We start from the raw sequence: 20,358 nt of genomic DNA, 5'->3' as shown, positions 1-20,358 counted from the left end.
CAGCGTAGCTAGTTTCCGCACTCAATACTGATCTCATTGAATGTGCCAAGAATATCATCAACCTGCATAGCCTTCTTATCGGCGCCGGCCTTGTCGATTATTGCCCTGCCCTGATGCATCATAATAAGGCGGTCTCCGTATTCAACAGCGTAGCGCAGATTGTGTGTGACCATGATTGTTGTGACCTTCTTCTCCGCAACAATCTTGCCTGTGAGCTGCATTACGATCTCAGCGGTCTTTGGATCGAGAGCTGCTGTGTGCTCATCAAGGATGAGAAACTCGATTGGATTCATCGTAGCCATGAGAAGCGCAATTGTCTGCCTCTGACCGCCTGAAAGTGCCCCAACCTTTGTGTGAAGCTTATCCTCAAGTCCGAGGTTTAACTCGGCAAGCATCTCCTTGTAATGATCTATCCTGCTGTGGTTTGTACCACGGCCCAGACCGTATGTCTTTCCTTTATTGTCAGCTATGGACAGATTTTCAAGGATTGTCATGGAAGGACAGGTTCCCTTTGACGGATCCTGAAATACACGGCCTATGCGGCGGTGCCTGATAAAATCCTTCTGCTTTGTGATGTCAGTGCCGTTTACCACTATGCTGCCACCGTCAATAGGAATAGAACCGCAGATGATATTGAGCATAGATGTCTTTCCGGAGCCATTACTTCCTACAACGGAAACAAACTGTCCATCATCTATTTTCAGATTAAAATCATCAAAGAGGCATATCTCGTTGACTGTTCCCGGATTATATAATTTGTGGATATGGTTGAGCTCTAACATTATGCCACCTTCTTTCTTTTGTTTCTATCCATTCCAAGCACCAGAATGATGAGGAACAATACCGCTGTAATGAGCTTCAAATCGCTCGACGGCATACCAAGCTTTATAGCGATTGCCACACAGGCCTTGTATACAATCGCTCCGATAACAACACTCGAGGTCACACGCAAAAATGTTGCCTTTTTAAGCAGGCTGATTCCGATAATAACGCTCGCCAATCCGATAACCATTGTTCCGGTTCCCATTGATACGTCGAAATATCTCTGCTGCTGTGCAAAAATGCATCCGCTTAAGCTGCAAAGGCCGTTGGCGATTGCAAGGCCGATGATTTTTGTGATGCCCTTGTCCACACCCATAGATGTAACGATAGTCTCGTTGTCACCTACGGCGCGAAGCAGATATCCTGACTTTGTGCTCATGTACCAGTCGAGCAGGAATTTCATCACAAGTGTGATAACAAGGATGATAATCACATTTGAAAACTGTGCTAAGCCGCCCTTAAATACATTTCTGACAAAATCATTGTCGAAAAGTGTGGTCATATTGTATATTGGCAGGTTTGCTCTTCCTGCAATACGAAGATTCACCGTGTAAAGCGCTGTCATCATGATAATTCCCGATAAAAGGTCACGCACCTTGAGCTTCACATGGATGATTCCGGTCAGCATTCCGGCAAACGCACCTGCCGCAAATGTCACAAGCAGTGTGAGTATCGGATTAACGCCCTTTGTGATGAGAACCGCCGAAAGTGCCGCTCCAAGCGGAAAGCTTCCATCTACGGTCAGATCCGGAAAATCCAGTATGGTGTATGTGATATATATTCCAAGAGCCATGATTGCATAAATCATGCCCTGCTCTAAAACGCTTAAAACTAGTGTCACGGTGTATCCTCCCCTGCTTTAAAATCAACGTAACTATTTTACTTCAATCTTATCAAATGTCTCGGCTGCATCCTTGATATAATCCGCATCAAGTGTCATGCCAATCTTGTCTGCTGCTGCAGTGTTTACATAAAGCTCTGCCTTTGAAGCTGAGATAAACGGAGTGTCAGAGGCTTTCTCCTCACCCTTTAAAATCTTTGCTGCCATCTTTCCTGTCTCGATTCCAAGCTGGTAGTAATCGATTCCCATTGAAGCGACACAGCCTGATTTAACCTGCTCAATTTCACTTCCGAATACCGGAATCTTTGCTCCATTTGCCTTGTCGAGAACAGTCTGGAGTGCATTTACTACTGTGTTGTCTGTGAGGTTGCACAGGCAGTCAACCTTGGAAACAAGATCTGATGCTGCAATCTCAATATCTGCTGATGTGTTTATTCCGGTGTCAACGATTTCAAAATCGTATTTATCTGCAAGCTCCTTGTACTCCTCAATGGTGCTGCATGAGTTTGCCTCACTTGTGGTGTAGAGAATACCGATTTTCTTTGCATCCGGCATCATCTCCCTGATCATCTTAAGCTGCTCCTCAACAGGAAGCACGTCTGATGAGCCTGTGATGTTTCCGACACTTGAGCCGTCCTCCTTAGCAAGACCTGCTGCAACAGGATCTGAAACTGCTGTGTATACTGTTGGAATGTCTGCATTCATAGCTGAATTGTAGGCGCTGGCTGCACATGGTGTAGCGATGGCACAAATCATATCAACCTTCTCAGATACGAAGCTGTCTGCAATAGTGCTTGCTGTACCGGTATCTGTCTGTGCATTCTGGTAATCAACCTTTAGGTTTTTACCTTCCTCGATGCCCTCTTCCTTGAGGCCCTCTAAGAAGCCCTCCCTGCAGTTGTCAAGAGAGCCATGCTCTGCAAACTGTGAAATACCTACTGTGTAGCTATCACCCTTTGCGCCACTCTGTGTAGAGCCCTTTGAGCCCTCTGCCCCACAGCCTGCCATAAGACCCATGGTGCAAACTGCTGCTAAAATTACTGATAATACTTTCTTTTTCATATTGAATTCCTCACTTTCTTTGTGAAGTGTTTGTTTCCCGATGTTCGCGATTTTCTCATAAATCTGCCGCTACAAGCCAGATGTCATAGCCTCAAATCAAATTTGCGCTAACGACATTTCATCATGTGGATGTTTATGCAAAAAACCGCCTCAAGCTAATGCTTGAGACGGTAATAAATTCTTATTATCGCGGTACCACTCAATTTGACGAATTGTCCACTCTGTCATGTACTAATATACATGCCGAAATGATAACGGGTTCGGTTCCCGGTGACGCCTACTGATTTAATCGTTAAGAAACTATGCTCTGTACAATCAAACGCTTCGGATCACCCTCGAAAGGCCATTCAACAAATCCATCCATACTGCAATCCCACCATCTGCAGCTCTCTGAGATATCCGGAAAGGTCTACTCTTCTTTCTCATCGGTTTTGAAACACTGTTAAATTAATCTTTTTATATACTTTATGCTCTTTTTGTCACTTTGTCAAGTTAAAGTTTGAAAATTTCTGTATTTAAGAGGTGATACCCCATACATTTTCTTGAAGCTGCGTATAAAATAGCTCACATTCTGATATCCACTGCACATTGCAACCTCTGTAACGGAAGCTGCTGATTCCTCCAATAGCTGTCTGGCGTGCTCCAGCCTGAGATGATTGACATACTGTGACAGAGTAATATGAAAATGCTCTTTAAAATAGCGTGATATGTATTTTTCTGACAAATGAAACTGTGCACCAAATTCCTTCAGTGAAATTTCCCTTGTATAGTTTTGCCGGATATACGTTATCATTTCTTTTTCTGTTGTGTTTGTGCCGTTTGTGCCATTTTCCAGAATCAGACCATTTCTCCACATTTTCCGGATGAATATGATGAGAGTTATTTTGGTTTCAAATTGCGCCGCTATCTTTGCAGCATCTGTTTTTTCTGCGCTTTTCCCTGATATTTGTGCATTTATCTCTATCAGCCGCTCGCATATATCTGCTGCTGTATCATTTATCTGAGGACTAATCATAAGTCTGCCTCGTTTGAGAGGGGATAGGATTGATTTTTCCATGAGATCGTCCGCCTGAAATGATATATATTCAAGAGGAAACAGAAACGTGTAATAATCTGCATCTCCTGTCGGCACGGCAAATACATATATCTCCGTTTTCATCATCATGTTTGGTGTCATCTCAAGCGGTATGGTTGCTGTCATGACGCAGAATATCGGTGCCGGAAAACCGGGTATAGCATATCAGGCAAGGCAGCTTGGGCTTATATTTAACGCTGTAATAGGTGTGCTCATGTCGGTATTTCTGGCTGGTTTTTCCGGTAATATTCTTAAAATGGCCAGCATTGCACCGGCGCTTTTTGATTCGGCAAATACTTATCTGCGCATTGTTGGAGGTGCCTGCTTTTTAAATGCTCTCATACCGATTTATTCAAGCTACCTGAGAGTTTTCGGCTACACAAAGCAGTCACTTTGGGCATCAATTATTGGAAATGTCATTAACTTTATACTTAACGCTGTTTTTCTATTTGTAATGAACTGGGGCGTTATGGGTGTTGCCACTGCAACGGTTATTTCACGTATTATCAATCTGATTATTGTTGCCACAATGGGCGCTGTGCTCATCAAGGCAAAGGAAAGTCCCGAGCGCATAGCTCCCGGAAAAATTCTCGCCATCGATATTGTGCTGGAGCTTGGAAGAGTCACCAATCTGGTCTATGGTCAGGCACTGAAAACAAGCGGTGATGCCGTTTTCCCGGTTGTCATGGGTGCCGTTTTCATGTACCTTGCGGCGGTCGGCGGAACATACTTCTTCGGACTTCATCTGGGCCTTCTCGCAGTCGGTGCTTACATCGGACTTGCAAGTGACGAGTGCATCAGGGCGGTCGGCATGGTGCTGCGCTGGAAGAGCGGAAAGTGGAAGAACAAGGGACTGGTTGATTAGAGATAACAATAGGTGAGTGCTAATATTTTTGTTATTTTGGTTATACACTTCCATTGTTCATTCCTTTGTTTAGTTGCTGATCTGCTTTGCAGACAACAACTAAACTCTATATTTTTAAGCCTCATCTTTTCGCAACAATTCAATAATCGTTTCACTTTTTGATTTAGAAAAAACGAATAGTGATGTTACTACGCAAACTATGATAATCGCAATAAATAAAAGCAACGTCTTGATTACCGGAAATACAAATGGAATCCCATAGATATTAAAGTTTGTAAATACATAATAACATGCAGGTAAACCAATAATCAGTGCAATGACAATCGACAAAATAGAATAACCTAAACTTTCAAATACTATCATTTTTTTAATCTGTTTTCTTGTCATACCGACACTTTCTAAGATAGCAAATTCTTTAGAACGATTTTGTATGCTTTCCGACATCATGTTTAAATAATTTGAAACAGCAAGTAACATAATAATGATTCCTAAACTTCCACCTAATACAGTAATTTGATTTTCTGAATTTTTCATTTCTAAATAACTATCTAATTTTGATTCAGCAGAAATAAGTTTATTGTTCGCTACAATACTTTTAATAGATGATTCTACATTTTTAGAAAAAGGTTCATCATAATCAATTTTTATCATTTCTATTAACGGTTGTCCCATGATTTCATCGAAAAAATCATCACTAACAATCAAATCGGGCGTATAGCCAGCAGAATAATACGCTGGGTAATCATCTATAATTGCCCCTGTTTCAATAATTTCTTTTTTATCCGGATTCAGAGCAGTTGGAATTGAAAATTCAACCTTTTTTCCTGTAATTCCATTATCACCTTGTGTAAAAGTTTTAGAAACAAAAGCAATCTCGCCTTTTTTAAATTTCTCTTTATCAAGTGGATTTTGCAAAGAATTATTTATTTTTTCAAATTCCACTTCATCAATCCCCACAACTCTGCAAGTAAAAGAAGAGCAATCTGGCTGTTTTTTATATAGCTCCATATCTTTTTCATAGTTGCCAGGAGAATATCTGGAAACATACAATTCTTTGTAATATTCTCCATAGACCTTTTCTTGATATGGAACAACTGCTGTTGCTGATTTTAAAACTCGTACATCTTTTACCCCATCTATAGATTTTATTTGTTCAATAAAATCTGAATTGAAAACTTGCTCCTCGTTATCTGAAAGTAATGTCTGATTTAAAAGCCTTATATCATAATCATAAGAATGGTTCAAAATATTTTTTGCATTATTAGCATAAATCACAACATTGATAATCAAGAAAAGTGATACCGCCAAACTTAAAGAACACATGATAACAACGAATTGTTTCTTGTCTCGAAATAAATTCATTTTTACCATAGAACCAATATCTCCACCTGTTCTTTTTTTATTTTTGTTTTTTACAGACGTTGCTCCTATATATTTCATTGCTTCAATAGGAGAGCAATTCATTGCTATTTTCACTGGTTTTTGACTACTAATCATTGTTGTAGTAAGTGAAAAAATGGTAGCAATTATAAATACCCAAAGGGAGATAGTTCCAACCTCACTTATTGCAATCGTTGGATTTAAAGAGTGTAATAGTTGAGGAATAATAATTTTTCCAACGATTGACGAACAAACCAGCCCTAATGGTATTCCTATCATTGCATTCCACAACATTTGCTTATATATCATTTTTCTAATCTGAACAGATGTTGTCCCAATTGTTTTAAGCTGTCCAAAATACCGTATATCTCGATTTACGGAAATATACAATGTATTATAAATAAACAAATATCCACTCATGAAAACTAAAACTAATAATATCAATAACCCCATCATAGTCTTGATAAAGTTAGAAATTGTATCATAATCAGCTTCAATAATTTGATTTCCAGATAAGTTGATTTGATTTTGCATTTCCATAATATCCTTTTCGGAATATAGAGGATTTTTTAATGAGATTTTTAATGATCCCTCCGTCAAATCAGTCTGCAAAACTCCAGTTGATTGATAAAATTTATCTGAAACATCCCCCTTATCTACGCCTGTATAATCCAAAAACCAACCGCTTAAAATAAATGTTTTTGCTGTATCGTTATTCTCGCTGTTTTCTGCTAAAGTTTGATATATGAAAGGCAATTCCATACCCACTTTAGGATTTTCAATTCCCATAGAACGTAATGCACTTTGGGAAAGCATAATTTCATTTTCCTTGACTGGATAATTGCCTTCATAATAGTCCAATGCTGGAATCGTCTGTTGTTTCCAGCAAGTATCATCTAACCAATAAAATTTTATCTTGTCTAATTCTTTATCTTGATATTTTAATGCAATTCCACATTTCACACTAAGCCCTGCATATCTCACATTATCCATTTTTCGTATGGTAGATACTTGGTCATCTCTCGGTTCTGTCAGTTCAATATCATAATCTATCCCCTGCATTCTTTGTTGTCTTAAAGAAACTGTATCCCAATAACTTAATCCAACAGATATTACGGTGCAAAGTAAAAATGTTGTCAAAAAAATAGCTACTATAGTTAATAAATTTCTTTTTTTATTTGCCTTATATGTTGTTTTTGCAAGGTCTTGAATTACTTTTTTGTTATTGACTTTGAGCATTTTTACTCACCGCCTTTCACAATTTTCCCATCTTCTATGCGGATAATTCTATCTGCCATTTGAGCAATCTCTTCATTGTGAGTAATCATTACAATCGTTTGAGCCAGATTTTGACTCGAAATTTTTATCAAGCCTAAAACATCCTGACTTGTTCGGCTATCAAGATTTCCCGTTGGTTCGTCCGCAAGAATAATAGCAGGTTTAATTGCCAAAGCTCTTGCTAATGCTACACGCTGTTGTTGTCCGCCAGATAATTGATTTGGCATAAAATATTTTTTATCTTCTAATTTTAATAATTTAAGAATTTCTTCAATATAATCATTATCTGGTTTTATACCGTCCAGCTTGATAGGAAGCACAATATTTTCATATACATTCATAAGTGGTAAAAGATTATAGTTTTGAAATACAAAACCTATTTTTCTTCTTCGATAAACAGTTAGCTCATCACGAGATAATCCCGATATATTTCTTCCGTCAATAATAACTTCTCCAGAAGTTGGATTATCCAAGCCACCAAACATATGTAGCAAAGTAGATTTTCCACTTCCAGAAGTCCCCACAACAGCTAAAAATTCTCCTTTACAAATATCTAAATCTATACCGTCCAATGCTTTTACAGTATTCTCTCCCGTATTATAATATTTTTTTAAGTTTCTAACTGATAAAATATTCATTCTTCATCTTCCTTCCTATAATGTCAAGCCCTAAATCATTGATTTTTCAGGCTTTTCTTTAAATATTTACCTCGTAAAACAGAGCCAAAAGTGTATGACAGTCATTGTATCTTGTACTGAACAGTCAAAAGAGGGTGCAGTTTATAAAGCGTCCCATTGTCTTGCTTTATAAAGGCTATAAATCCTCTGTTAACTATGATGGTGAACCTTCCGTGTCTAAAGGGATCGTGTCCCAACTTCCTTCGTCCCACCTGCTCATACACCGAGTGCTCGCTAAGCTTTCTAACAGGGTCATGCCCTACGGAGGAAACTACTGCAAGCTACAGCTCTTGTTTGTGTTTTGATTTTACTGACCTGCCCATTCCACAGGGTACGGATATTCCGTGGACGCATCACCCTGTTTCGTTACCTGCTGGTCATTGTGCTGATGCAGTGCCTGTTGCACTCCATCGTTATCGGGTTTCTTTCCAGAACCCTGCCCGATTTCGGAATCATCCGGAACCCGGCAAGGCTCTGGAATAAATAATGCTGTCGATTGTCTTATGCTGCAATCGCTTCCTTCTTTTCCGGCCGTCTGATGTCCATCAACATCTTCTTCGGATCATAGGCCGTGCCTTTCTTCAGTATCGTGTAGATTATCCTCAGAAGCTTGCAGGCTATCACAATCAATGACTGCATCTTTTTAAGCGGATTATTGGCTCTCGTCGTATAGTACATATGGAGTTCTTTGAATTCCTCCGCATGTGCCACTGCTGACTTTGCCGCCTGGAATAACCAATATCTGAGTCGTTTGCGTCCTCTGTGACTGATTTTGGTTTCTCCTTTATGCTTTCCTGAGCTGCATGCTACAAGACCTAATCCACTTAATTTTTGTATTTCCTTAACATCATCAAATCTCGAAATATCTCCCATCTCTGCAAGGATTCCGGAAAGCGTGTTTTCTCCGATTCCTGAAATCTCCAGAATGTTGCAGGCATGCGGTATTTCCTGACATTTCTGGTTAATCTGATTCTCTATAACAGCAAGTTCATCATCCAGTTCCAGGACTTTCTGTACAAACCACTTTACAGCTGTCTTGCCTGCAATGGCTCCATCCTTAATCCCAACACTTGCTTTCGCATACTGTAAGATTTCTCCAGCTCTGCTATAGCCGCGTCCTCTGAGCTTAGCTTCATGCCAGATTTTTCTTATTCCATCTTCACCAAGTGCTATCAGATCATCCGGGAATGGTGCCTGTTTCAGCAGTTCCAGACTGAATGTACCATCGACTTTTCCCAATGCATCCTTATACTCCGGGAAATATATTTTCATTTCTCTGTGCATCCGGTTGATTGTCCGGATTCTGTCCTCATTCAGCTGATCTCTGAACATGGATAACCTGCGAAGCTCCGCATAGAGTTTTTCCGGAAGGTATGGCATACCGAAGTTGCCATCCTTGACAAGATTTGCTATCAGTTTCGGATCCTTCCTGTCATCCTTCAGCTGGCTGTTATCTTCAACCTCCTTTGTCTGTTTCACAGCATAAGGGTTTACCTGAACAACACTGATTCCATTTGAAATCATCCATGTGGCAAGGCAGAACCAGTAGTGACCGGTTGGCTCTAAACCCAGGACTATCTGACTCTTATTATGTTCTGCAGCTATTTTTACTGCCCATTCCTTTGCACTTTGGAATCCCTCAGAATCATTGCTGAACGGAAATGCGGACTTACTGAGTTCCCTTCCTCTGGTATCGATTGCTCTCATATAGTGTGTTTCACTGCCTACATCGCATCCTAAGATAAGCATGTCATCACTGATAAAGGAGAGTTTTTCATTTTTATCAAACTTACCATTGGTCTCCAACTCACGCCAGGTTGAAGCTGTGAGATTTTCCTTGATCACCTCCGCTTTTTTCCAAAGCTCCTGCTGTTCAAAAATATTTGCTGTTACTACTTGATTTTTCTTCTTTGTGCCTTTAACATTCATTTTAGATACCTCTTGTATTCTTTAGATTTTACCAATTGGCAGGTCAGTAATAATCTAAATTTACTTGAGGTATTTTTCTGTGTCAATCTCTTGACCTATTTAAAGTATACAGGAAGCTTTCTCTCTGTTTGAACTAATAATAACAAAGACTTCTTTCTCAAATCTTTCTCAAAAGTGACAACTTTGACACAATTAAAGATTGAGAAAAAAGTCTTGATTAAAAATCAATACGGGATAAGAAAACTTCAACGGTAGTTCCTTTATTCAATTTGGATTTTATCTTTATATATCCTTGTTGTTTTTTTAAAACTTCTCTAGCCAAATATAACCCAATTCCAAAGCCTTGCTTATCTGTTACATTTGTTCCTCTGTAAAATCTTTGAAATACTTTTCCTTGCTCTTGCTCTGGTATGCCTATACCATTATCTATAATTTTTACACATACAAATGATTCATATAAAATAGACTTAATCGTTATTTCTGTACTATTGGGTGAATATTTTATTGCATTTTCAATAATATTCGTAAAAACTTCCTCTGTCCATTTCTGGTCAGCAAATACTTTATAATCATTATTTTCAGAACGAATACAAATGTTTTTCTTCATTGCGTCCAATTCTACCGATTGACAACTTTTTTTAATTATCTTGTCTAATTCAATTATCTTAGGATTGACAGAAATAATTTCCTGTTCTGCATACGAAGATTTCATCAATTCTTTCATAAAAAATTCTAATTTTTCAGCATTATTTTCAATTTTATCTGCCAATCGAAATGATGTTGATTCATTCAATTCCTCTTTTAACAATCCTGCATATAAAGTAATATTTGCAAGAGGAGTTCGTATCTGATGACTAATGTTAGAGAGTAATGATTTTATAGTATTACGTTCCTGCTCAGCAACTTCTTTTTGCATATTTGAAATTTCAACAATACGGTTTAGCCTTTCAGAAATAGCCGAATCTAAGGACTCATCATATATCATATCTATTTGTTTTCCGCCGAGTATTTCATCGGCTTTATTCAAAAAGTTATTATACTGAGATAACATCTTATTTCTATACCAGTAAATTACCAAGCCTAAAAAAATGATATTCAGACCTACGATACCAATAAATACAAGAATGTAAATATCCATTTATATACTCTCCCATACATAGCCTTTTCCGTAAACAGTTTTTATATAAGTCGGATTAGAAGAATCATCCTCAAGTTTATCCCTTAATCGTCGTATTCCAACCGAAAGAGCATTATCTTCAACATACTCTGTTCCCTCTGGCCATACCCATTCAAGCAATCGTTCCCTTGTTAAGATTCTATTCGGATTTGAAATCAGTAAATACAAAATTCGCTGTTCTGTTTTACTCAATTCTATCTGTACCCCATTTTTATAAAATTCCATTGTTTCAAAACGAAAAAGAAACACAGAATTTTTATATTCTTGTTCACTTGTCGCTGTATTTCTCCTAAGTAACATTCTAATTCTGGCTCGAAGAACCATTAAACTAAACGGCTTAGTAATATAATCATCAGCACCGCTTTCTAACCCTTTAACTATATCCATTTCCATACCTTTTGCAGTTAGTAAAGCAATCGGAATTTGTATTTTCCGTTTTAATTCTCGACAAAATTCCAGTCCATTACCGTCTGGAAGATTGATGTCAAATATAAGCAAATCAAAAGAATAATGCTCAAGGGCTTTTCTTGCTTCTGCTATTGTTTCACATATTACAAAATTCAGTTCATCACTTTGTAAAGATAATTCTATTCCCTCTGCTAAATCTGTATCGTCTTCTAAGACCATAACCAATTTATTATTTTTAATCGTCATGTATAATATCACTCCTTAAAGCGTAAATGTTTTTGAAGATTATCTTTTCTCATTTACAAAATTTCTTAGTCTTTATGATATATCTGCTAAAAAGGAGTGTCAATAAATATTCATTATACAATATATGATAAAAAAGGTTTTGACATTGCTCCTCCTTTGTATCTCAGCACTCTATATATGAAAAAAGGAGGGGTCTCAGCACCCTCCTCCGATCGCAGTCTTCCTTTTCCCTCGTTTCCAGATATGGATCCTCTGTCACTCATTTGCTGTGTCCTCTCTTAGTGTTGTACAGGTGTAAGCTTACCTTTCTCCATTTCAAAAACTTCATCACATAACACTTCTATATCTTCTTTATTATGGCTTGCAATTATAATCATTGTTCCTTCTTCTCGTAAGTTAATAAAGAGTTTTCTCATTTCCATAACTCCATCGTTATCCAAACCGTTCATTGGTTCATCCAAAATTAAAATTTCTGGTTTTTCCATAATTGCCTGTGCTATTCCCAGTCTTTGTTTCATTCCCATAGAATATTTACCAACATGTAATTTACTGTATGGATCAAGTCTTACGCTCTTTAACGTTTGTATAATTTCTTCTTTCCCTATTTTATTTTTAATCATAGATAAAAACTGTAAATTCTTATATGCACTATAGTTTTCCAAAAATCCCGGTTCTTCTATAATTCCTGCTAAATTTTCCGGCAAATCAATATCTGTACCTAATTTTTTATTATCTATTATTATTTCACCTGAAGTAGGTACAACCAATCCACATATACATTTCATTAACATAGATTTTCCTGAACCATTTCTACCAATGATTCCGTAAATATGTCCTCTATCGAAATTCACATTTATCTTATCTAATACCTTCGTCTCTCCAAAACATTTTGTCAGATTCTTTATCTGTATCAGCTTCTCCATGTTTATACCTCCCGTATCATTACTCCGACATCCTTTTTTTCGATTACTTTTATAATCCATACACTTAAAATAATAATCGCTGTCATATAAACAACCATCACATAAGTAAATGTAGGATATTGTGTCAATTTTCCCACATCTAATTTATTTAATGTTGTCCACGAGACTGGCGAAAACCACTGTGCCATTTCATTTCCTGAAACTGCCGCACTCAAGATAACCAAAAATCCTGAAGCTACTATTCCAACAACTTTTGACTTTGAAATAACATTGCACCCATATATAATTAAGCCTAAAATTCCTCCGCACAAAACAGATAATAACCAAGTGAAGAACATCGCTTGAGTAGGTGTAAAATATGTTAAAATATAAGTACTTATTGTTACTGCAGTCCCTTTTACCAACGGAACATTTGAAAAAGCCAATGTACCTAATACCTTTCCCCAGTCATTCATGTACTCTATGTTTCTTATATTTAGCACAATCGTCATAGCTGCTATTAAAGAAAAATACATTGCTGATGTCATAAAAATATAAATAATTTGACCAATGCTCCATAATTTTCTCTTACATCTCATTAATATATATATCTGATTCTTATCTATAAAAGGAGCGTCACAATATATAAATATCAACGGCAACATAAAAAGGATTCGTATATAGCGATCTGTATACAAAAATGGATATAGCCAAGGTGAGCTTTTCATCCCCATAGCCAATGCATTTGTTGAAATCTCCTTTGTATAACATTGAACAAATATCATAGTTAATATCACTAATATCCAAATCCGATAATTTGTTCTCCATTTTCTAATATTTTGTATTGCAACAATCAAAGAAATTTTAACTGATTTCATTCCCTAACCTCCTTTTTACCCGTTTTGCGAAAATCAAACCCTGGCCTAATATAAGTACTGTAAATATGAATATCGTATACAAATAGCTATACGTTGCATTTTTCCCCAATACATTACTTGCTTTCGCCAACAGATACATATTAAAATATGGCGGTAAAAGACCCGTTATCTCTTCTAATAAATAACTAAAAATGAGCGGTGAACATATTGCAACAAAACTATTAGGAATATATGATGAAATCATTAATCCACTCATTACCCAAACTGCCATTGATGCTGCATAAATACTGACGATACAACATACATATAAAAATGGCTTTTGATATAGAAAAATGCCATATGGCATATTCTCATCTAAACCCATTCCGTTTATTCCGCTATAATCGAATCCCATACCAATTAATAGACCTATGAAAATCAAAATTCCCAAGAAAACTACCAGAAAAGAAATTGATACGCACACCACGATTTTGGATATAATATAATTTCTTCTTCCCGTTCGAATGACTATATTTTTTATATATTGATGTTTCCAATCGTCATAAAAACCTGTCACACAAGGCAGCGCCGAAAAAATAATTATCAATTTTTTGAAAACGCTCAACCCAATTAAAATATCCAATATGTAATATATATCTACACTGCCATGTATATATTTTTCTGTACTTATATAACACAAAAGCACAACTCCTAATATTGATAAATACATTTTAGGTGAACTGAATATTCTTTTGTAATCTGCTTTCAATTGTTGTAGAATCAATATGTACCTCCTATCTGAATTTCCATTCCGGTTTGAGCGTCAAAAATTATTGGAAAAATACTGCTGTCTCCTATCAGACCATTGTCTTCCTTATCTGTCGAATGTTCAATATTTTGCCTTGCCATACATACAAACATAGGTTTTAACTCATACTCCCCTTTTTCAACATTTTTTAATACCGGAACATACTCTAAATTAATTTTTTCGATTTCAACTTTATCAGTAATCATAATATTTCTGAACTTTTGTTGGATATTTTCCAAAACTGTTTGTGTGGTCAATATTTCATCTGAAAGTTCATTTTCTGTTTCGAGTTCATATATATTAAGTGCATGAAAAGCTATGAGTCCTTGTTTTCCCACAATTCCCACAATCCTTTCTCCTGCAGCCGGTCCACTTCTATATCCAACTTCCGTTATCGGCAGCGTATCTATTGTGCCTTTAAAGACTATGGCATACGCCGCATCTTCCTTTGTCCACTGATGAGGTGCATTTCCATTTGGATCAGTTTGTGAATAATCAGTATTTTCTTCCAACTTCTCATATGTCAGAGAATACACTCTGGGTTTAGAAACTTCTACACCAATTTCATCCAGAATACTTTTCACCTGTTCAATAGCCGCTTCTTTATCAATACCTGAAATCTCTGTTTCAGGAAATTTTTCTGTAGTTTCATCTGTAAGATATGGCATGGTTCCATATAAATATCCTAAATATGAGTACTCTAATTCTGTTTTCGTATTATATTGTAAATTGCCGTTCTGTATAACAATCGAACTTCCGTCATCCCAATATATATAATTATCATTCAAATTATCATTATGCATATTAGGCATGGTTTTATTTTCAGAAATATTTCTTCCATTTCCAAAAACATTACTCACTTTGTCTACATCCCAGCTTTTTAAAATCACATTATTATCATGCCAATCCGCATCAGATTTTATGTCTGTTTGGGCATTCACAAATAATCCCTCATCCAATTTGCCTTCAATATGCGAAGCATTTTCATCAATATTAATCTGGTTACTATCTGTTTCTTTTTTTTCTTCCAATGATACTTTTCCGTCCGGATAACATCCGGTCACCCCCAAACATATCATCAATGCTATACTACTTAACATCCCAATTTTTCTTATTTTCTTTTTCACTAATCCTCTTCTCCTTTCAATTAAAGGGGAAAACCAATTTAAAAATTTTGTTTCCCCCTTGTTTATGCAATTATGCTACATAATTATTGTACGATTGCTTGTTAAATGATATTTTGCTGCACATGTAATCCATTATTATGAGAACCAGTATCCATCTGCCCAAACGATATATTTGTCCGTATCTGCCTGTAAATACATTGTCTGCCCTGCAGTAACTGATTTATAATACTGTGGATGAACTGTGCCAGTTCTTGAACTCATTTTTGTATGATAAGCATACTGATACCGAGCTGTATCTTTCGGATAGTTAAATACGGCATAATAAAACGCATCTGTGCTTATGATGTTACTGTCCTGAGTTACAACGTAAGCTTGTCTTTCCGCATCATTTTTAGGATTACCAGCTGAAAAAGCTTCTCCGTCATTAACTGAAGTTTTTACGTTAAATGAAAAGAAATTTTTCTTTGCCATTGCCGGTACTGAGAATAACATGGTTGCTGCCATTGCTGCTGCTGTTACCTGAACTAATTTCTTTTTTAACATGATTATTACCTCTTTTCCTTTTTTCTTTTTTTGTGAAACCAATGACAACTCTCATTATCTTTATTTTTGCCATGATTTCAACCCCTATTGCACCAAACGACATTTACAGTCCATTTTTGGTCGATTTACGCATTTTCTTTACGATGTAAGGTGCTTGTAAACCTGCTGTCAATAATATTCCAACAGAAAAACAGATTGTATAGATGTACTTTCCTAACAAGAATAAAACTATATCTAACAGTCCGAAAAATATCACACAAAATACTGTTATTTTTTTATATGTCCTTTTCTCGTCAGTATCAAGTCTTCTGTTTTCACTGTCTATTGGACTAAATGCAATCAGGCTCACAGATGCAATACCTGTAGCTATTGCCAACTTCCAATCGCATTGCATATGCATTGATACCATTATGCACAAAAACAGTAGAAAACCAGACCCCATAATACAAGTGTGCAATTTTTTTGCATGATAACCACCGCTAAATTTTCTCAGAAACATAAACGGAAAAATAAGAGCAACTCCGTGTTTTACGCTTCCCAACCCAAAGCCAATACCTCCAGCTAGGATAAGTGGTGATACCAATAGCAGCAAGCTATGTAATGCATACTTGTATAGTTCCTTATCTGCTTCATTTATCACATTACACCGGATCATCCAATCAACTACTGTATCTGTGCATTTTTCCATTACTTGTTTCTCCTGTATTTCATTAATTCTTTCGGTGCTTTTGGCTGATACATAATCGCACATGAAGCTGTGTTGGCTTCCGTCTGTAACACAACATCTAATGCTGCTTTAATCCCTTTTGCAACCGATTTAGTTACCCGTTTCTTCATAATGTCCTCTCTCCTAAAGATTGTCATTGATTTTCACATAAACAATCATATACCACTTTAATCAAATAAACGACCCCTACGGAATGAACGGAATGATTCTCTTCAATTTTGGAATAATCTTCCTATTTTCCGCGTAAAATAATATGTGATACAGAATTATTTATATATAAATTACACTTTATTCAATATGTAACAGAATAGTTCTTTGTTACATTCTTCTTTTTATTTAGTTCTATTGGTAAAATTCTACTGAAAGAAGGTGGAATAAATAGAATTTCAATATGAAGGTATGGGAAACCGCATCAAAATACGCAGAAAAGAATTACGAATAAAACAGGCAGAACTTGCCGAAAAATTAAATATATCCAATAACCATATGTCATCAATCGAAAACGGAAGGCAAAAACCAAGTCTGGATATTTTCATCCGGATTTGTAATCTACTCAATGTTACACCAGACTACCTTCTGCTCGGCAGCATGCATGCTTATAATATTCCACAGGATATTATTGATAAACTACGGTTATGTAATCAATCCGACATAGAACTTGCCGGAGACTTTATCGAACTGCTTGTAAAACGAAATAACAAAACACATAATGAACCAAAATTGTAATTAAAATGTCTTTTCATACGCATTTTTTGCATTTGGAAATTCTATATGATAAGATGTATGTATATATACATTCATTAGAAAGCCAGGTGCAAAAATGCGTATTTTAATTTGTGATGACGATACTCTGATAATAGAACAATTACAGAAATATATTGAATCCTACTTTGAATCAAACCATTTAAAATGTCCCGAATTAGTTTCCTTTACCAGTGGCGAATCTTTATTGGCTGATAAAAACGAAAAAGATATTGTTTTTCTGGATATTGAGATGCCCGGTATGAATGGGATTTTCGTAGGAAATGAATTAAAAAAAGCAAATAAAAATGTCATAATTTTTGTTGTTACCTCTTATTCCGAATATTTGGATGAGGCAATGCGTTTTCATGTATTCCGCTATCTTTCAAAGCCTTTGGACAAACAGCGTTTTTTCCGAAATATGAAAGATGCCTTAACATATTACAATTCCATTACTACCAAAATTCCTGTTGAAACTAAACAGGGGGTGTATTCGTTTCCCGCTTCTCAAATCATTGCCATAGAAGCACAGGGACGAAAAGTAATTGTACATACTGCCCGGCAGGATTTTGACTCCATTCATAATATGGACTACTGGCTGGAACAGCTCCCAAAAAACAGCTTTTTCCAAACACACAGGAGCTTTATTGTTAATTTTGAACATATTGTGGATTTCGATCATTCCACCATACATTTATCGAATCAGCAGATTACCGCCTACCTGACACGCAGGAAGTACAGTTCCTTTAAAAATACTTATCTACTATATCTGGAAAGTATGAGGTAAAAATAGATGGAACATATCATTTTACTTTTTTTTAGCTTTTTTACAGAAGCAGTTATATTATGGCAATACGCCTCCAGCCTTTTTACTTCTTCTTATAGCAATAAAATAAAACTGGCTCTATTGAGTGCTTTTTATGCTATATTGTTTCTTATTTCCCTGCTAGGACAAACAGGGCTTAATATTATCAGCTTTTTTGTGATTAACACTATTTTTCTTTATATGTTGTTTAAGCTCAAGTTGTTATTGGCACTCTTCCATTCCGCTATACTTACAGCGATTATGGGAATATCTGAACTTGCAGTTTTCGGAATTATGTCAAGATTCTTTCCGCATTTTCTCTTAGAAGCAGATGCCGGAATTATTTTTTATACGGTTTTTAGCAAGATTTTATTTTTTGCTGTCATCTATTTATTAATTCATCTGTTCAAAGGAAAAAATATAAATCATGAACAGTACGATCGCTCGGGACTTCTTTTAATGCTAATTCCGGTTTCGTCTGTTTTTATTATATTTACTTTTCTTGCTATTGGTGAAACATCAGCCTTTGCCCCACCTGTTGATTTTTTGGTAACAATCTGTGCTGTTTTTCTGCTGATGGTCAATCTGCTTGTATTCGGCATCTACCAATATAATCAGAAAAAATCACAGGAATATACCGATATGCAGTTGTTGCTCCAGAAAGAATCGGATTTTGCCCAATACTATGAAATGATACTTTCGCAAAGTGAAAATCAAAGTATTCTGATCCATGATATAAAAAAACATCTTCAATCTATCAAATTACTCAATGAAAAAAATGATTCTGATAAAATAAATGCTTATATACAACAGCTTTTGGAATCTTCTGACTTAAAAGAAACCTCAAAAATCTGCGATAATGAAATGCTGAATGCAATTCTCTGCCGCTATCAGCGACAATGCAACGAGAAGCACATTGTTTTTCATACTGATATCAGAAGTGATACTGTTCAAAATATTTACCAGCACGATTTGACATCGTTATTCTGTAACTTATTGGATAATGCATTGGAATCAGCAGATAACATCCCTGATTCTTTTATTGAGCTTACCGTAGAAAAAAAGGAAAATTCACCTTTTATTATTATCATACTCATAAATTCCTGCCGAAGCACCCCTGTGTATGATCAGGATGGACTTCCTGTATCCCATAAAGCAAATAAGGGCAGACATGGCTTCGGAATCAAGAGTATTAAAAAAGTCGTGAAACAATATCACGGAAATTTGCAAATGTATTATGATAATGATTCCGGTACTTTCCATACAATCATAACCCTGAAACAATAAATGCTAAAAAAATTAGGCAATCACAAACTTTTTATGTGATTGCCTTTTTTCATTTACCTGCTCATAAACAAGTGCTCTCTGAATATCTCCCGAAACAGCTTATCGGCACTCCAAAATACATTATCCTGTGTAACGACAGCCTTACATCCGATTGGTTCAATCCCCGCCTTCTTATATTCCGCCAGAAAGATATCCATTTGTGATGAATTAATACCTGAAAAGACCAAAAGCTCCGCCGGGAAATCGGCTCCGCTATACCTTGAACCATCCTTTTTGAATCCGGTTATTCCGGCTATGGCACCGAGCTTCTGTCCGTAATCTGATTTTTCCACCTGTTGCACCGATATCCCAAGATTTTTGCACAGGGCTTTTATTTTTTCCACTTTTTGAGCTGCTACACCAAATAGCAGTATTTTTTGCGTAGATTTCTGCTGCATTCTTAATATCTCCTAATTCAAGACAATTATGTTTGTAACTGTATCAGTTTTTTGTTCTCAGCGGTTCTGAATAGTTACTGAATTATCTCATACTGCATCAGCTCGTATTTGAGTCTGCTTCCCTCCATGATTTCTGGTGGGAGCAGTGCCCTTGCCACAAGCTTCAGATCGTCTGATTCAATATCGCATCTCTTTAGATTTGCATAGTCTCCGTCTATGGACACTACCTCGTAATACCATGTTTCCATGTGCTTTCCTTCCTATTCTGTCAAGCCTAAAATGTAGATTTTTCAAGGCTTTGACGTATTTTTATTACCTCTAAAACAGAGCCGAGGGTGATGAATATCGTAGTATCGAGTACCGA

Annotated in this window: 22 protein-coding genes and 1 pseudogene; 4 read left to right on the top strand and 19 right to left on the bottom strand. The window is 36.4% G+C overall.

The genetic code is table 11. The features are described from left to right. Positions 1-8: 8 nt before the first annotated feature. The 4 genes from ACTQ1L_RS14370 to ACTQ1L_RS14355 all read right to left on the bottom strand — a co-directional run bounded on the left by ACTQ1L_RS14370 (position 9) and on the right by ACTQ1L_RS14355 (position 3,902). Positions 9-782, bottom strand: coding sequence for an ABC transporter ATP-binding protein (locus ACTQ1L_RS14370; protein ID WP_441367870.1), 774 nt, complete (start codon positions 780-782; stop codon positions 9-11). Beyond that, positions 782-1,663 carry an ABC transporter permease gene (locus ACTQ1L_RS14365; protein WP_022293762.1) on the bottom strand — a complete coding sequence of 294 codons (882 nt, stop codon included), beginning with the start codon at positions 1,661-1,663 and terminating at the stop codon, positions 782-784. The genes ACTQ1L_RS14370 and ACTQ1L_RS14365 overlap by 1 nt, the downstream gene beginning before the upstream one ends. Before the next feature lie 33 nt (positions 1,664-1,696). Further along, entirely contained in the window at positions 1,697-2,725 is a 1,029-nt protein-coding gene (locus tag ACTQ1L_RS14360) for an ABC transporter substrate-binding protein (RefSeq protein WP_321112018.1), read from the bottom strand. A gap of 487 nt (positions 2,726-3,212) precedes the next feature. After that, on the bottom strand, positions 3,213-3,902 hold the full coding sequence (locus ACTQ1L_RS14355) for a helix-turn-helix transcriptional regulator (protein WP_441367879.1): 690 nt from the start codon (positions 3,900-3,902) through the stop codon (positions 3,213-3,215). Here ACTQ1L_RS14355 and ACTQ1L_RS14350 point away from each other — a divergent pair. Next, a pseudogene (locus ACTQ1L_RS14350) lies at positions 3,850-4,665 on the top strand (MATE family efflux transporter); the annotation flags it as partial. The gene ACTQ1L_RS14355 and the pseudogene ACTQ1L_RS14350 overlap by 53 nt on opposite strands. Positions 4,666-4,779: 114 nt before the next feature. Here the strand turns inward: ACTQ1L_RS14350 and ACTQ1L_RS14345 are convergent. The 13 genes from ACTQ1L_RS14345 to ACTQ1L_RS14285 form a co-directional block, all read right to left on the bottom strand. Then, positions 4,780-7,284 carry an ABC transporter permease gene (locus tag ACTQ1L_RS14345; RefSeq protein ID WP_441367868.1) on the bottom strand — a complete coding sequence of 835 codons (2,505 nt, stop codon included), beginning with the start codon at positions 7,282-7,284 and terminating at the stop codon, positions 4,780-4,782. Positions 7,285-7,286: 2 nt separating this feature from the next. Continuing rightward, positions 7,287-7,961 (bottom strand): ABC transporter ATP-binding protein, encoded by a 675-nt coding sequence (locus tag ACTQ1L_RS14340; RefSeq protein ID WP_441367866.1) that lies wholly within the window; start codon positions 7,959-7,961, stop codon positions 7,287-7,289. A gap of 540 nt (positions 7,962-8,501) precedes the next feature. Next, positions 8,502-9,929, bottom strand: coding sequence for an IS110 family transposase (locus ACTQ1L_RS14335; protein WP_441367865.1), 1,428 nt, complete (start codon positions 9,927-9,929; stop codon positions 8,502-8,504). 217 nt (positions 9,930-10,146) lie between these two features. Then, entirely contained in the window at positions 10,147-11,067 is a 921-nt protein-coding gene (locus ACTQ1L_RS14330; RefSeq protein WP_441367864.1) for a sensor histidine kinase, read from the bottom strand. Next, on the bottom strand, positions 11,068-11,760 hold the full coding sequence (locus tag ACTQ1L_RS14325) for a response regulator transcription factor (protein WP_441367862.1): 693 nt from the start codon (positions 11,758-11,760) through the stop codon (positions 11,068-11,070). A gap of 113 nt (positions 11,761-11,873) precedes the next feature. Continuing rightward, a complete protein-coding gene (locus tag ACTQ1L_RS14320) occupies positions 11,874-12,023 on the bottom strand; it encodes a hypothetical protein (protein ID WP_158563072.1) in 150 nt (49 codons plus the stop codon). 15 nt (positions 12,024-12,038) lie between these two features. Continuing rightward, entirely contained in the window at positions 12,039-12,683 is a 645-nt protein-coding gene (locus ACTQ1L_RS14315) for an ATP-binding cassette domain-containing protein (RefSeq protein WP_012743266.1), read from the bottom strand. A 2-nt stretch (positions 12,684-12,685) separates the two neighbouring features. Next, positions 12,686-13,540 (bottom strand): hypothetical protein, encoded by an 855-nt coding sequence (locus ACTQ1L_RS14310; protein WP_012743267.1) that lies wholly within the window; start codon positions 13,538-13,540, stop codon positions 12,686-12,688. Further along, the gene (locus tag ACTQ1L_RS14305; protein WP_012743268.1) at positions 13,527-14,303 is read right to left on the bottom strand and encodes a hypothetical protein; all 777 of its coding nucleotides are present in this window, start codon (positions 14,301-14,303) and stop codon (positions 13,527-13,529) included. The genes ACTQ1L_RS14310 and ACTQ1L_RS14305 overlap by 14 nt, the downstream gene beginning before the upstream one ends. Beyond that, positions 14,300-15,454, bottom strand: a complete 1,155-nt coding sequence (locus ACTQ1L_RS14300; protein ID WP_012743269.1) for a hypothetical protein — start codon at positions 15,452-15,454, stop codon at positions 14,300-14,302. Before ACTQ1L_RS14300 ends, ACTQ1L_RS14305 begins: the two co-directional genes overlap by 4 nt. A 135-nt stretch (positions 15,455-15,589) precedes the next feature. Next, complete coding sequence (locus ACTQ1L_RS14295) at positions 15,590-15,997, bottom strand: hypothetical protein (protein WP_015517353.1); 408 nt, start codon at positions 15,995-15,997, stop codon at positions 15,590-15,592. Positions 15,998-16,100: 103 nt separating this feature from the next. Continuing rightward, a complete protein-coding gene (locus tag ACTQ1L_RS14290; protein ID WP_015517352.1) occupies positions 16,101-16,685 on the bottom strand; it encodes an accessory gene regulator ArgB-like protein in 585 nt (194 codons plus the stop codon). After that, complete coding sequence (locus ACTQ1L_RS14285; protein ID WP_138303692.1) at positions 16,685-16,834, bottom strand: cyclic lactone autoinducer peptide; 150 nt, start codon at positions 16,832-16,834, stop codon at positions 16,685-16,687. The genes ACTQ1L_RS14290 and ACTQ1L_RS14285 overlap by 1 nt, the downstream gene beginning before the upstream one ends. Positions 16,835-17,123: 289 nt before the next feature. Between ACTQ1L_RS14285 and ACTQ1L_RS14280 the strand changes: the two genes are divergently transcribed. The 3 genes from ACTQ1L_RS14280 (at position 17,124) to ACTQ1L_RS14270 (ending at position 19,557) form a co-directional block, all read left to right on the top strand. Continuing rightward, entirely contained in the window at positions 17,124-17,450 is a 327-nt protein-coding gene (locus ACTQ1L_RS14280) for a helix-turn-helix domain-containing protein (protein ID WP_138303690.1), read from the top strand. A gap of 94 nt (positions 17,451-17,544) precedes the next feature. Next, the gene (locus ACTQ1L_RS14275; RefSeq protein ID WP_441367859.1) at positions 17,545-18,252 is read left to right on the top strand and encodes a LytR/AlgR family response regulator transcription factor; all 708 of its coding nucleotides are present in this window, start codon (positions 17,545-17,547) and stop codon (positions 18,250-18,252) included. Positions 18,253-18,258: 6 nt separating this feature from the next. After that, positions 18,259-19,557 (top strand): GHKL domain-containing protein, encoded by a 1,299-nt coding sequence (locus ACTQ1L_RS14270; protein WP_441367858.1) that lies wholly within the window; start codon positions 18,259-18,261, stop codon positions 19,555-19,557. 53 nt (positions 19,558-19,610) lie between these two features. On the opposite strand, the gene ACTQ1L_RS14265 is transcribed toward ACTQ1L_RS14270, so the two are convergent. Together ACTQ1L_RS14265 and ACTQ1L_RS14260 are read right to left on the bottom strand one after the other, a co-directional pair. After that, on the bottom strand, positions 19,611-19,994 hold the full coding sequence (locus ACTQ1L_RS14265) for a DUF3783 domain-containing protein (RefSeq protein ID WP_441367857.1): 384 nt from the start codon (positions 19,992-19,994) through the stop codon (positions 19,611-19,613). Between the two features lie 74 nt (positions 19,995-20,068). Next, a complete protein-coding gene (locus tag ACTQ1L_RS14260) occupies positions 20,069-20,242 on the bottom strand; it encodes a hypothetical protein (RefSeq protein WP_055164819.1) in 174 nt (57 codons plus the stop codon). Positions 20,243-20,358 lie beyond the last annotated feature (116 nt).

Origin of the sequence: Agathobacter sp. LCP21S3_B2, assembly GCF_052118705.1 — a bacterium.
In the GTDB taxonomy this organism is placed as follows: domain Bacteria; phylum Bacillota; class Clostridia; order Lachnospirales; family Lachnospiraceae; genus Roseburia.
This window is presented reverse-complemented; position numbering and strand designations above follow the sequence as displayed.